This window comes from Acetobacter sp. AAB5 (genome assembly GCF_050106715.1).
GTDB classification, from domain to species: Bacteria; Pseudomonadota; Alphaproteobacteria; order Acetobacterales; family Acetobacteraceae; genus Acetobacter; species Acetobacter oryzifermentans.
The window spans coordinates 113,599-126,856 of record NZ_JBNIEW010000006.1; the positions used below are offsets into that span (position 1 = coordinate 113,599).

Below are 13,258 nucleotides of genomic sequence, written 5' to 3' on the forward strand. Positions count from 1 at the left end.
CTGAGCGTTCAGGCTGAGTTCATAAAAGCGTGTATGCCTTAGCGTTCGCTTTTGAGTTCTTCCGCAATCAGGAAGGCCAGTTCCAAAGACTGTTCAGCATTCAGGCGCGGGTCACAGAAGGTTTCGTAACGGTTGCCCAGATCTTCTTCTGTCAGGCAATGCGCGCCACCTACGCATTCGGTTACGTTCTGGCCTGTCATTTCCAGATGCACACCACCAGCAGGTACGTTTTCTGCCGCACACACAGCAAAGAACCCTTTCACTTCCTTCACGATGGAATCGAAGGAGCGTGTTTTGATCTTCTGCTGTGTAGAGGTGGTGTTGCCGTGCATGGGGTCTGTCAGCCACGTTACAGTCTGCCCAGTAGCTTTTACGGCCCGCATAAGCGGGGGCAGTTTTTCTGTAATCTTATCTGCACCCATACGAGAGATAAGCGTAATACGCCCGGCTTCGTTTTTCGGGTTCAGGATTTCTGTCAGCTTTTTAATGTCTTCCACGCTGGTAGTGGGGCCGACCTTAATGCCGATAGGGTTACGCACACCACGCAGGAACTCAACATGCGCGCCATCGGGCTGGCGGGTGCGGTCCCCAATCCATACAAAGTGGGCGGAGCAGTCGTACCATTCACCAGATGTCGAGTCGATGCGTGTCAGAGCCTGCTCATAAGGTAGCAGCAACGCTTCGTGAGAGGTGTAGAACTCTGTTTCATCAATCTGCGGGGCAGATGCTGCGTTCAGCCCGCATGCCTGCATGAACGCCAGCGTTTCGCCAATACGTTCCGCCATAACGCGGTAACGGTTGGAAAGCGGAGAACGCTCAACAAAGCCAAGATTCCAGCGATGCACCTGATGCAGGTTGGCATACCCACCGTGAGAGAACGCGCGCAGAAGGTTCTGGATACCGGTGGACTGGAAGTATCCGGTTTCCATACGAACAGGGTCTGGAATACGGGATTCCGGCGTGAAATCCGAACCGTTGATGATATCACCGCGGTAAGACGGCAAGGTAACACCGTTTACGGTTTCCGTATCGGAAGAACGCGGTTTGGCGAACTGGCCAGCCATACGGCCAATTTTAACAACTGGCACTTTGGCGCCAAATGTCAGCACCACGGCCATCTGCAACAACACGCGGAAGGTATCACGCACGATGTTGGCTTTGAATTCACCAAAGCTTTCAGCGCATGCGCCGCCTTGCAGCACAAAGGCCTGCCCGGTAGCAGCCTGTGCCAGATGGTTGCGCAGGGTGCGTACTTCCCCGGCAAACACCAGCGGCGGATAGGAACTCAGCCGATCTTCAACCGTTTTAAGCGCGGCCTGATCCGGATAACTGGGAATCTGCTTTACGGGAAACGAACGCCAGCTATCCGGCATCCAGGTCGCAGACGTCGGGTTGGGCTGGGTGAGCGTTGCACTCATAACGCGGTTCCTGTCAGTTTAAGGGTGGTCAGGTCAGAGGTTGAATAAAGAGACATAAAGCACCTTACACCCGCGTACGGATGCCAAGGGGAAGCCTTTATGTCTAAAACAGCGCCAATAGGCAAATTTCATCTTTATGCCAAACGCGTGCGCTTGCCTTTAATGTATGGCGGGCATATGGCCGCTTGGTTTGGCATTTTGCCATGTTGGTGCAATATAGCACCAGCACAACCCGGCTGGAACGGTTTTTCGGGCAGGGTAAATTTTCATTTTTTCGCGGGGTAACGCGCAATGGCGCAGCTGCGTAAACCGTTTGTAACGGTGCTTTCGGGCATATGTGTTGGATTTGGCCTTATGGCTGGTATTTCTGCAGCTTATGCAGATCCAGCCCTGATGCCTGATGATAATGTTTCCTTCTCTGAAGGTTCTGGCAGCCTCGATTCTAACGGCCAGCAGAGCCAGTCTTCTGAAAAGAAGACCGTGCATGGGCATCGTAACCTGCCACCTGGGTATCAGGATGCACCATCCATGGATTTTCAGCATGGCGCAGACCCGGATCATCTGGCCAAGGTGCATCGTGACTCGGTAACCGGTTCCGATATTTCCAAATATGGTTCTGCCTATCAGAGCAGCAGCCCGTTTGGTTCCGGGCAGGTTGGGGATTCTACCGGCAACGGGTGGGTTATCCCGCGCTAATTTTCTTCTACCAAGCGTATCTGGGCCTGACCATTCGTCAGGTCTGTGATGCGTTGAGTGATGTTTTCCTGCCATTCTGTGGGCAGCGTAAGAATAAATTGAGCACCCAGAGCATCAAATTCTGGCGTGTCAGCCTCCACCCCCCATTCTGGTAAACGAGACTGTAGCAGCCCGATCAATGAAAACGGGCAATGAAAGCTCAGTTTGATACGGTCTATCAGCGGTTCTTTTGGGGCTTCTCGCAAACATTCTGCCGCAGTGCCAGCATAAGCGCGCACAAGGCCACCGGCCCCAAGCTTGATACCGCCAAACCAGCGCGACACCACAATGGCAACCCGATCAAGCTTTTGTGCAAGAACAACCTGTAAAATTGGCCGCCCAGCAGTGCCCGATGGCTCTCCGGCATCATGGCAGCGGCAATGTGGGCCAAATTGCCACGCCCAGCAATGATGCGTGGCATCTGGCCCCGCCGCTGCAATGCGGCTGATAAAAGCTTCGGCCTCTTCTATGCTGTTTATGGGCGTAGCATTGGCAAGAAAACGGCTTTTTTTAATATCCCGTTCCAGAGTAAAGGGGCTGAGAAGCGTTTCGGTCATGCGCTTAATGATACAGCCTGCCTAAAGCCCAGCAAATATGTATTCTGATGAGTGTATGATGAGAAAGCCGCAGTTATGGCCTTATTAAGGTTGTTTCTTTGGTAAAATGGCATGACAGGATGGTGAAAAACAGGCTTGCTCTGTTGGGTGTAGGATCGTTTTGTTCCAATATATGGAAACAATCGCATTTCGCGGCTTTGCAGATTATGTATCTGCTAGCAGTGGAGCAGAAAAAGGAAAGCAGCAGCATGGTGCCTGTGTTGCGTAAGAAGTGTTTGGTTCTGGCAGGTGTTTGCGCAGTTGCTTTACCTATTCTGAATATGCCTTTTGCTATGGCAGAAGGCGGGTTGGGCGACGATGACGATGCAGAAACGCATCGTCCGGCAGATATGCACAATTTGGCAACCAAGCCGCCGCTGCCCCGTGCCCACAAGGATTTTAGCAAATATCGCTATAAGCCAGAGGGCGATAAAGTGCAGGAACAACCAGATGCCAACCGGTTGTTGTTCTGGACACAGGATGGCAAGCCAGATGGTTATGCGCAGCGGCGTGGAAGCAGCATTATTTATTATAATGCGCAAGGGCAGGCGATACGCATCCAGCACCTGACCCCAGAAGAAATGGCTGACTAGAACGGGCTTCCTTCTTCTTTCTGTATGCGTGCAGGAAGAAGAAGGTGTTTTTACCCGGCGGAAATCAGATCCAGAATAGCAGCGGATGTTTCTTCAATAGACCGGCGCGTAACATCAATAACTGGCCAGTTATGGCGGCGGCACAAGCGGCGCGCCCAGTGTAGTTCTTCCTGCACTTTTTCCAGATCAATATAGGCATAATCTGCCACTGGATCGATCTTGGCTTTGGATGGCACCATTTGAGATAAACGGTTACGGCGAATTTCAATAAGGCGTTCTGGGTCTATTGTCAGCCCGATAACGGGTTTGTTGGTAGTAAACAGATCCTGCGGTGGCTCAATGCCCATTACCAAGGGAACATTGGCTGCCTTTAGGCCCCGATTTGCCAAGTAAAAGCAGGTAGGTGTTTTAGAAACGCGCGAGACACCAACTAGAATAACATCAGCTTCGTTCAGACCTTTGGTTTCCTGCCCATCATCATGCGCCAGCACATAATGCATGGCCTCAATGCGCTGATAATAGTTTTCATCCATGATGTACTGGCCACCCGGATGAAGCGTAGCTTCTTCTCCCGTTTCTTCCGTAAGAAAGTGCAGGGCGTTATCTAGCACATCTAACAGCCGCACCTGGAGGCTTGCACAGCCTGCTTCCATATCAGCCTGCAAGGTCGGGTCTGTCAGGGAAGACATAACTGGCCCACGATCCAGCGCGATATGCCGCAAAACCCGGCGGAGCTGAAGCTGCGTGCGAATAAGGTTCCAGTGGCGCAGATGCACTTCTGTATTGGGAAACTGCGCAATACAGGCGCGGGCAACGGAATCCAGTGTCTGGCCCGTTGCTTCGGAGACAAGGTGGAGCGTGATTTTTTTTTGCATGATCTAGATTCAAAAATGGCCGCCTCGGTGAGAGGCGGCCACCTTTTTGTTCAGGCTTTTACGGCCTTGTTGTTTTTGGCAGCCAGTGCAGCCTGTGCTGCGGCCAATCTGGCAACGGGCACGCGGAAGGGAGAGCAGGAGACGTAATCCAACCCAACTTCTTCAAAGAAGGAGATGGAAAGCGGATCGCCCCCGTGTTCACCACAGATGCCCAGTTTGATGTCGGGCTTGGTGGCACGGCCTTTTTCCACACCCATACGCACCAGTGCGCCAACGCCTTCGCGGTCGATCGAGACAAACGGATCTTGCGGAAGCAGCCCTTTTTCCACGTATTCTGGCAGGAAGGAGCCAGCATCATCGCGGGAAAGGCCAAGGGTGGTCTGTGTCAGATCGTTTGTGCCGAAGGAGAAGAAGTCTGCGCTCTGCGCAATCTGATCTGCCGTAATGGCTGCACGTGGCAGTTCGATCATGGTGCCGATCTTGTAAGACAGCTCTGCCTTCCGTTCAGAAAGAACATCAGCAATGGCTGTTTCACAGGTTTTACGCACCAGATCCAGTTCTGCTTTGGTACCGATCAGCGGGATCATGATTTCCGGAGCAACAGGCTTGCCTGTTTCCTTGGCGATATCAAGGGCCGCTTCTGCAATGGCACGCACCTGCATGGCGTAGATTTCTGGGTATGTAATACCCAGACGGCAACCACGATGGCCCAGCATTGGGTTGGCTTCAGATAGCGCAGACCGGCGGGCGCGCAGGGTTTCAACATCCTGCCCAAGCGCTTTGGCCACTTCTTCCAGCTCTGCTTCACCATGCGGCAGGAATTCGTGCAGTGGCGGATCAAGCAGGCGGATGGTTACAGGTAGCCCCGCCATAATGCGGAACAGTTCTGTAAAGTCACTCCGCTGGAAGGGCAGAAGCGCGTTAATGGCTTTGGCGCGGGTGGCTTTGTCATCCGCCATAATCATCTGGCGCACATGGCCAATACGATCAGGGCCGAAGAACATATGCTCAGTCCGGCACAGGCCAATACCTTCTGCACCAAAGCGACGGGCTGTTGCCGCATCTTCTGGTGTTTCAGCATTGGCGCGCACACCAAGGCGACGGATGGAATCTGCCCACCCCATAAGGGTTGCAAAGTCACCAGAGAGTGTGGGCGGAATGGTGGGAACACGGCCTTTGTAAACAGCACCCGTGCCACCATCCAGTGTAAGCCAATCACCAGCTTTAAGCGTGTGGCCATCTACCTTCATGGTCTGGGCTTTGTAATCCACAGCAATGCTGCCAGCACCGGCCACGCACACGCGGCCCATGCCACGAGCCACCACAGCAGCGTGGGATGTCATGCCGCCGCGCGTTGTTAGCACACCGCGGGCAGCGTGCATGCCGTGCACGTCTTCCGGAGAGGTTTCAACACGCACCAGAATAACATCTTCACCCTTGGCAGCGCGGTCTTCCACATCCTCAGCAGAGAACGCGATAACGCCCGTTGCCGCACCCGGAGAAGCGGGAAGGCCGCGTGTCAGAAGCTGACGTTCTGCTTTGGGGTCCAGCACAGGGTGCAGAAGCTGATCGAGAGATGCAGGAGGCACGCGGTTAACGGCTTCTTCCTGCGTGATCAGGTTTTCCTTGGCCATATCAATGGCAATGCGCAGGGCGGCCGCGGCTGTGCGTTTGCCAGAACGAGTCTGGAGCAGGTACAGTTTGTTAGCCTGCACCGTGAACTCAATATCCTGCATATCGCGATAGTGGCGTTCCAGCAGATCGCGCACTTTTAGCAGTTCCTGATACGCGTTGGGCAGGGCCTTTTCCATAGGCACTTGGCCTTCAGCCGCACGGGATGCAGCCATAGGCTGCGGTGTGCGGATACCGGCCACAACGTCTTCACCCTGCGCGTTGATCAGGTATTCACCGTAGAAAATATTTTCACCGGTAGAAGGATCACGTGTGAAGCAGACGCCTGTGGCGCAATCATCACCCATGTTGCCGAACACCATGGATTGCACGTTAACAGCCGTACCCCAGCTTGCCGGAATATCATGCAGCTTGCGGTAAGTGTTGGCGCGTGGGTTCATCCATGAGCCGAATACGGCCCCAATGGCGCCCCAAAGCTGCTCTTTCGGGCTTTCAGGAAAGGCGGTGCCGGTTTCCTGCTGAACAATCTGTTTGTAGCCTTTAACGACTTCCTGCCATTCCTCAGCGCTCAGAGATGTATCATCTTCCTTGCCGATGGCGCGCTTGATCTGCTCAAGCAGATCTTCAAAGCGGTGGTGGGCAACACCCAGCACAACAGAGCCGTACATCTGAATGAAGCGGCGGTAGCTATCCCATGCAAACCGGGCATCGCCGGATGACTTTACAAGCCCTTCAACGGTGCTGTCATTCAGCCCCAGGTTGAGAACTGTATCCATCATGCCGGGCATGGAAACACGTGCGCCAGAACGGACAGAAACAAGCAAAGGGGCATTGGCATCGCCAAAGCGCAGACCCATGGCTTTTTCAACCAGACCCATGGCTTCTTCAAGCTGGGATTCCAGTTCAGCCGGGTATTTCCGTCCGTTTTCGTAGAACGCCGTGCAGACTTCAGTGGTAATGGTAAACCCCGGGGGGACGGGCAGGCCAATATTGGCCATTTCTGCCAGATTGGCTCCCTTACCGCCGAGGAGATTGCGCATCCCGGCGTTGCCTTCGCTCTGGCCTGCGCCGAAACTGTAGATCCACTTGGTCATGTGCCGTTCACTTCATTCCTGCATACAGTAAAGCCAAAAGCCCCGACCGAGGGGAGGAAAAGGAGATAACGGGGCGATAGGCTGGCCTGCGTGCTATTTTTATTCTTGGTTTTGGACGACTTTGTAATCCATCCCTTCGTTGGAAAGTAGCATGACGCAGTTTTGCTGGGCGGGCAATCTCTCTTTTGTATCAGAATACAAAAAAACGTGTGGCGCGCTGCGCTATTCCTGCTCGGAGCAAAAAGCGTTCCATTCTGCCTCATCCATGGTCTGAAGGCCAAGTTCCACAGCCTTTTTGGCCTTTGAGCCAGCTTTTTCCCCCAGAACAACCAGATCTGTTTTTTTGGAAACAGAATCCGAAACCTTGGCGCCCATGCGTTCCGCCGTTGCTTTGGCTTCTGGCCGTGTCATGGTGTGTAGGGTGCCGGTAAACACAATGGTTTTGCCAGCTAAGGCACCTTCGGATGCCGCAGTTTCTTCCGTTATGGTCAGATTTGCGCGTAAATCCGCCAATGTTTGCAGGTTATGTTCTTCTGCCACAAAGGCCACCAGATCTTCCGCTGTGGTCGTGCCTATACCGGTAATGGAACCCAGTTCCAGCCGCGCGTCAGATCCAATAATGGCGGCAGCCTGCATCTGGTTGAACCAGTTTTCATAGGTGCCATAGTGGCGTGCCAGCAGGCGGGCATTGCTGGCGCCAATCCGACGGATGCCAAGCGCATAAATAAAACGAGAAAGAGAAATGGTGCGGCGGCTCTCTATGGCCTGCAACAGCTTTTGAACTGATTGCTCGCCCCAACCATCGCGCTTTTCTATGTCTGCGGCGTGTTCATGCAGGCGGAAAATATCACAGGGTGTTAAAATCAGGCCGATATCGTGGAATTCACGAATACTGCGGTCTCCCAAGCCTTCAATGTCAAACGCTTGGCGGGAAACAAAGTGGATAAGCCGCTCCACAACCTGCGCGGGGCAGGTGAGCCCACCTGTGCAACGGCGCACAGCTTCGCCTTCTGGCCGCACAGCCGCCGCACCGCAAGCAGGGCAATGATCGGGGAAGAGATAAGGGGCCTGCCGGGGCGTGCCATCTGTAGAAGGGGCAACGCCCAACACTTGAGGAATAACATCCCCCGCCCGCTGGATAAAAACCATATCACCGGGGCGGACATCCTTGCGGGCAATTTCGTCTTCATTATGCAGGGTTGCGCGCATAACCAGCACACCACCAACATTTACCGGCTCCAGATGTGCAACAGGGGTAAGCGCACCTGTGCGGCCAACCTGAATTTCTATTTCTTTCAGGCGGGTTACTGCCTGTTCTGCCGGAAACTTCCACGCAATGGCCCAGCGTGGGGCCCGGCCTGCAAAACCTAAGCGTTCTTGCAGGGCCAGATCATCAATTTTGTAAACAACGCCATCAATATCGTAGGCAAGTTCAGCCCGATTCTGGCTGACTTCCGCAAAAAAGACTTCGGCATCTTCTACGCCTTTGATCTGGCGAGAAAGCGGGTTAACCGGAAAACCCCACGCTTTGAGTTGCTCCAGATAAGCCCAATGGCTGCGGCTGATTTTTTCTGAGCAGAAACCAAGCGCATAAGCGAATAAGGATAGCGGGCGTTGTGCCGTAATTTTGGAATCTAGCTGCCGTAATGAACCCGCTGCTGCATTACGCGGGTTGGCAAACAGCCGTTTGTTTGCAGCTTCTTGCGCTGCGTTGAGTTCCAGAAAGTGCTTTTTGGAAAGAAAAACCTCACCACGAATTTCGATGAGATCGGGGTAGGAGCCAGAAAGGCGTAACGGCAAATCCTTAAGCGTGCGCAAATTGGCGGTAACGTCTTCGCCTTCTGTGCCATCTCCGCGGGTGGTGCCACGTACAAAACGGCCTTTTTCGTAGGTTAGGCTGATAGAAAGGCCATCAATTTTGGGCTCCCCTACAAAAATCAGTTGTTCTGTTGCTTCCTGATCCAGGCCTAAAAAGCGTGTGGCGCGGCTGATAAAGCCTTCAAAATCTTCTCTGTCAAACACGTTGTCCAGCGAGAGCATGGGCACAAGGTGGATGTGCTTGCCAAAAGCTGTATCGGGTGCGGCCCCTACGGCTTGGGCTGCGCTGTTTTCTGGTTCGGCCTGTGGGTGCTGGGCCACAATGGCATCATACCGCCTGCGCAGGGCATCATATTCTGCATCACTGATTTCTGGCGCATCGTTCCGATAATAGGCCGCGTTATGGTGGGCAATTTCGGCGGCAAGGCGTTCCAGTTCTTCCCGTGCTTGTTGGGGTGTCATTGTAGCGGGAAGAAGGGCGGGTTCAGGCATTATTGTCATGTCCAAGTAGGCTGGCGGCAGCGGCGCGGGCGGCATCGGTTACTGTATCACCTGCCAACATACGCGCAATTTCCTCGTTACGCTCTGTATCTGTAAGTGGGGTGGCGTGTGTTACGGTTTGGCCGTTGCGGGTAAGTTTGCCAATACGCAAATGTGCATCTGCGCTGGCCGCCACTTGAGGGCTATGGGTAACAGCCAGAACCTGCACATTTTGCGCAAGCCGATGCAGGCGTTCACCAATGGCGGCGGCTGTGGCCCCCCCAACGCCCGCGTCAATTTCATCAAAAATCAGCGTGCCAATACCTGATTGACCGGCCAGAACCAGTTTAAGCGCCAACATAAGGCGGGAAAGTTCACCACCAGAAGCAACTTTAGCCAAAGGCCCTGCTGGTTGGCCGGGGTTGGCCGCGATCAGAAAGATCACCTGTTCCATACCCTGCCGGCTCCACTGTTCAGTAGGAAGTGGCTTGATATCCACCAGAAAGCGGGCTTTTTCCAGTTTGATAGGCTTTAATTCCGCGGTAACAGCCTGCTCCATCTTGCGGGCAGCTTTGGTGCGGGCTTCGTGCAGGGCTTCGGCTTTTTGAATATACGTCAGCCGCGCTTCTTCGGTTGCAATTTTAAGAGATTCCAGCGCCGCCGTGCCGTTTTCCAGTGCTGTCAGGCGGCTAGAAAGGCGAGCAAGCAACTCTGCCAGATCATCTACGGGAATGGAATGTTTGCGTGCCACGGTGCGTAGGGCAAACAGGCGCTCTTCTGTATCTTCCAACAGGCGCGGGTTGGCTTCTGTGTCCGCAGCTAAGCGGGAGAGCAGGTTTTCGGCTTCTGCCAAAGCGTTTTCGGCATTTTCCAGCGCCGTGAGGGCTTCTGTTGTGCGGGCTTCCAACGGTTCGGCTTCTGCCGATGTTGGTGGGGTAGCGGATGCATTTGTTGGCACAAGGCGCAGCAGGGCGCGGGTTGCGCCACGCAAGGCGGCGGCTGGGCCGGGGGAGCGTCTGTCTCTGGGGGTAAGTTCGGAAAGGGCTGCGGCTACAGCTTCTCCACGTCGTTCGGCTTGTTGAAGCGCATGGCGCTGTTGGGCCAATTCCTCTTCCTCACCCGGTTGCGGGGCGAGGGCTGTGAGTTCATCAACCGTATGGCGCAGCCATTCCTCTTCCCGCGCGGCTTCTTCTAATGCGCGATGTGCATTGGCAAGTTCTGAGCGCAGGGTTTGCCAACGATCAAACGCACCAGCAGTACCACTTAATAGAGAAGGTTTGACACCATAAGCATCAAGCAAACCGCGATGTGTGCTGGAATCGGCCAGCCCCATTTGCTCGTGCTGGCCTTGAATTTCAATAAGGGTTGCGGCCACGCGCCGCAAAAGCGTGATACCAACAGGCTGATCGTTGATCCATGCGCGGGAGCGGCCTTCCTTGGAGATGACTCGGCGGAGGACCAAGGGCTCCTGTAATTCTGCGGGAATGTCCTGCTCTTGCAGAATGCCGAATGCCTCGTGTGAAGCAGAAACATCAAAACTGGCAGTTACGCGTGCTTCTGGCGCACCGGCACGTACTAGGCCAGCACTTGCGCGATCACCCATGGCAAGGCCCAAACTATCTAGCAGAATGGATTTGCCCGCTCCGGTTTCCCCTGTAAGTGCAGTAAAACCTGCGTGGAGTGAGAGATCGAGCGTTTCAATCAGAACAACATCCCTGATGGAAAGGCTTGTTAGCATAATGGCATCCGGTTTTCCGGGCTTGCGCCCAAAGGACAGGAAAGACGGCAAAACACAAAAGCCAATAGCTTCCTGCTTGCCCCGCCCGCGTGGGGCGGCAAACGCACAATACTCATTTCAGGCGCGAGCCGCCAGAAAAAATGTTCTCTATGTGTTCTTTATTTTGCAGGTGAGCTTGCAGGGGCAGCCGGAGCGGTAGGTTCTGCTTTTACAGGTGTAACAGGTGCTGCCTTAATAGGCATGGCCTGCGGCTGTGTGTTTTCATTACGCGTATCTGTTGCCAGAGCATCTGGTTCCATAGCTGTGCCTTTTTTGGCACCAGCTGTTCCGGGCTCGGCATCTTTGGGCATGTCAGATGCAGAAACAATCTTACCGGGAATAGGGAACTTATCCGTTAGCAAATGATAGCGGTGCAGATTATCATAGGCATAGCGATACCATTTGCTGCCGGGGTAATTGTAACCCAGCACAATGGCAGATTTACGCGCCTGATCCGTTAATCCCAGATCCAGATACACTTCCACCATGCGTTCCAATGCTTCGGGCACATGGTTGGTGGTCTGGAAATCCTGCACCACACGTTGGTAGCGGTTGATCGCGCCTTCGTAGTTCTTTTCACGCTGATAATAGCGGCCAACCAGCATTTCCTTACCGGCCAGATGGTCTCGGCAAAGGTCAATTTTCAGCTGCGCATCACGCGCGTATTTGGACTGCGGAAAGCGTGTGATCACTTCTTCCAGCGCATCCATAGATTCTGCTGTGCCTTGTTGATCGCGCTGGACATCTGCAATCTGCTCGTAAAAGCACAGTGCGCGCAAATAATAGGCGTAGGCGGAATCTGAACTGGTGGGGTGTAGGCTAATAAAGCGGTTAAGCTGCTGCACGGCTTCGGGGTATTTCCCTTTCAGGTAATACGCGTAGCCCTCCATAAGCTGGGCATTCGCGATGTAACCAGAATAGGGGTAATTCTGCTGAAGCGTTTCAAACTCTGAAGCCGCAAGGGCATAGCGCCGAGTGCGCAGGGCATCAATGCCGTTATTGTAAAGGGTTTCAGGCGCAGCAATTTTGGGAGCCGGCGGCAGCTTCTTGTTTTCATTAAACAAGCCACAGCCTGCCAGGCTCGTCAGCAGGGCAACTGAAAGCACGCGGGGCAGGACGTGGCGAAGTAACTGTGGTTTGATACAAATGTCAGACATACCGGCTCTTCATTTAGAGACGGCATCTTATAGCATGCCCACTGCGCAAGAAAAGCAATGAAACAGCTATTGATTCGTTATTGCGCCAAAAAGGCATCAGGCGGCGGACGCAGCGGGTAGGGATGTCGTGATATCACGCCACGCATTCTGGTCCGCAAAAAGGGCGCGCAGAACCTGGTTGTTCAAGGCATGGCCAGACCTGTGGCCCCGGAATTCACCCAACAATACGCCACCGGCAAGGTAGAGATCCCCCACCGCATCCATTACTTTATGTCGAATGAATTCGTCCGGCTTGCGCAGGCCAGATGGATTGAGAATATGGTCATCATCCACCACGATGGCATTGTCGAGCGAGCCACCACGTGCCAGCCCGGCGCGATGCAGGGCTTCAATTTCCGCTTTAAGGGTAAAAGTGCGGCTATCTGCCAGTTCATGGCGGAAAGACCACGGCGTAAGTTCGGCGCTATAGCTTTGCTGGCCAATGGCTTTTGCCGGAAAATCAATGCTCAGGGAAAGATGAAGGTGGTGGCCTGCTATGGGGTGAAGCTCTGCCCATGAATCCTTATGGCAAATCCGAATGGGCTTGGAAACTTCAATAAAACGGCGGGGGGCATCCTGCGCCTTCCGCCCGGCACAATCCAGCAGGAACACAAAATCGGCGGCAGACCCATCAAAAACCGGAGTTTCCGGGCCGTCAATCAAAACAAGCACGTTATCTATGCCGCAGCCATTCAAGGCTGCCATAAGATGTTCAACCGTGGCCACCCGGTTTTCTGGGCGTTGGGCTTCACCCAAAACGGTGCTTAGGCGTGTTTCCAGCACGTTATCGTAACGGGCCGCAATGGGGGCCGCATTGGGCAGATCTGTACGCTGGAACACAATGCCATGTCCGGCACAGGTAGGATGCAAGCTCATGCGAATGGATTGCCCCGTATGTAGCCCCGTGCCAGTGCACGAAATGGCATGGCGAAGCGTATGCTGCAAAGCAGACGGGGTTTTCCTTATAGATGGCATAAAAGATGCTGGGCTTTCTACAATATCGGAATACAGGAGAGGCTCCCTTAGCAGACCGTCCATTATCTG

At 54.0% G+C, this 13,258-nt stretch carries 10 protein-coding genes; 2 read left to right on the forward strand and 8 right to left on the reverse strand.

All coding sequences use genetic code 11. From position 1 onward, the window contains the following. Positions 1-38 precede the first annotated feature (38 nt). Positions 39-1,418, reverse strand: a complete 1,380-nt coding sequence (locus ACP7IZ_RS07915; RefSeq protein ID WP_006117437.1) for a class II 3-deoxy-7-phosphoheptulonate synthase — start codon at positions 1,416-1,418, stop codon at positions 39-41. Positions 1,419-1,709: 291 nt separating this feature from the next. Between ACP7IZ_RS07915 and ACP7IZ_RS07920 the strand changes: the two genes are divergently transcribed. Then, a complete protein-coding gene (locus tag ACP7IZ_RS07920) occupies positions 1,710-2,114 on the forward strand; it encodes a hypothetical protein (RefSeq protein WP_006117435.1) in 405 nt (134 codons plus the stop codon). On the opposite strand, the gene ACP7IZ_RS07925 is transcribed toward ACP7IZ_RS07920, so the two are convergent. Next, positions 2,111-2,710: an IMPACT family protein gene (locus tag ACP7IZ_RS07925; RefSeq protein WP_426848622.1), complete on the reverse strand. Its 600-nt coding sequence runs from the start codon at positions 2,708-2,710 to the stop codon at positions 2,111-2,113. The genes ACP7IZ_RS07920 and ACP7IZ_RS07925 overlap by 4 nt on opposite strands. 206 nt (positions 2,711-2,916) lie before the next feature. Between ACP7IZ_RS07925 and ACP7IZ_RS07930 the strand changes: the two genes are divergently transcribed. Further along, the gene (locus ACP7IZ_RS07930) at positions 2,917-3,342 is read left to right on the forward strand and encodes a hypothetical protein (RefSeq protein WP_426848623.1); all 426 of its coding nucleotides are present in this window, start codon (positions 2,917-2,919) and stop codon (positions 3,340-3,342) included. Positions 3,343-3,392: 50 nt separating this feature from the next. On the opposite strand, the gene ACP7IZ_RS07935 is transcribed toward ACP7IZ_RS07930, so the two are convergent. The 6 genes from ACP7IZ_RS07935 to lpxC form a co-directional block, all read right to left on the reverse strand. After that, on the reverse strand, positions 3,393-4,217 hold the full coding sequence (locus ACP7IZ_RS07935; RefSeq protein WP_426848624.1) for a pyruvate, water dikinase regulatory protein: 825 nt from the start codon (positions 4,215-4,217) through the stop codon (positions 3,393-3,395). 50 nt (positions 4,218-4,267) lie between these two features. Next, positions 4,268-6,943, reverse strand: a complete 2,676-nt coding sequence (gene ppdK / locus ACP7IZ_RS07940) for a pyruvate, phosphate dikinase (protein WP_426848625.1) — start codon at positions 6,941-6,943, stop codon at positions 4,268-4,270. 222 nt (positions 6,944-7,165) lie between these two features. Then, a complete protein-coding gene (ligA, locus tag ACP7IZ_RS07945) occupies positions 7,166-9,253 on the reverse strand; it encodes an NAD-dependent DNA ligase LigA (protein WP_426848626.1) in 2,088 nt (695 codons plus the stop codon). Continuing rightward, positions 9,246-10,979 carry a DNA repair protein RecN gene (gene recN / locus ACP7IZ_RS07950; RefSeq protein WP_426848628.1) on the reverse strand — a complete coding sequence of 578 codons (1,734 nt, stop codon included), beginning with the start codon at positions 10,977-10,979 and terminating at the stop codon, positions 9,246-9,248. The genes ligA and recN overlap by 8 nt, the downstream gene beginning before the upstream one ends. Positions 10,980-11,137: 158 nt before the next feature. Continuing rightward, positions 11,138-12,175, reverse strand: coding sequence for an outer membrane protein assembly factor BamD (locus ACP7IZ_RS07955; RefSeq protein WP_063354424.1), 1,038 nt, complete (start codon positions 12,173-12,175; stop codon positions 11,138-11,140). Positions 12,176-12,271: 96 nt separating this feature from the next. Continuing rightward, a complete protein-coding gene (gene lpxC / locus ACP7IZ_RS07960) occupies positions 12,272-13,252 on the reverse strand; it encodes a UDP-3-O-acyl-N-acetylglucosamine deacetylase (protein ID WP_426848630.1) in 981 nt (326 codons plus the stop codon). Positions 13,253-13,258 lie beyond the last annotated feature (6 nt).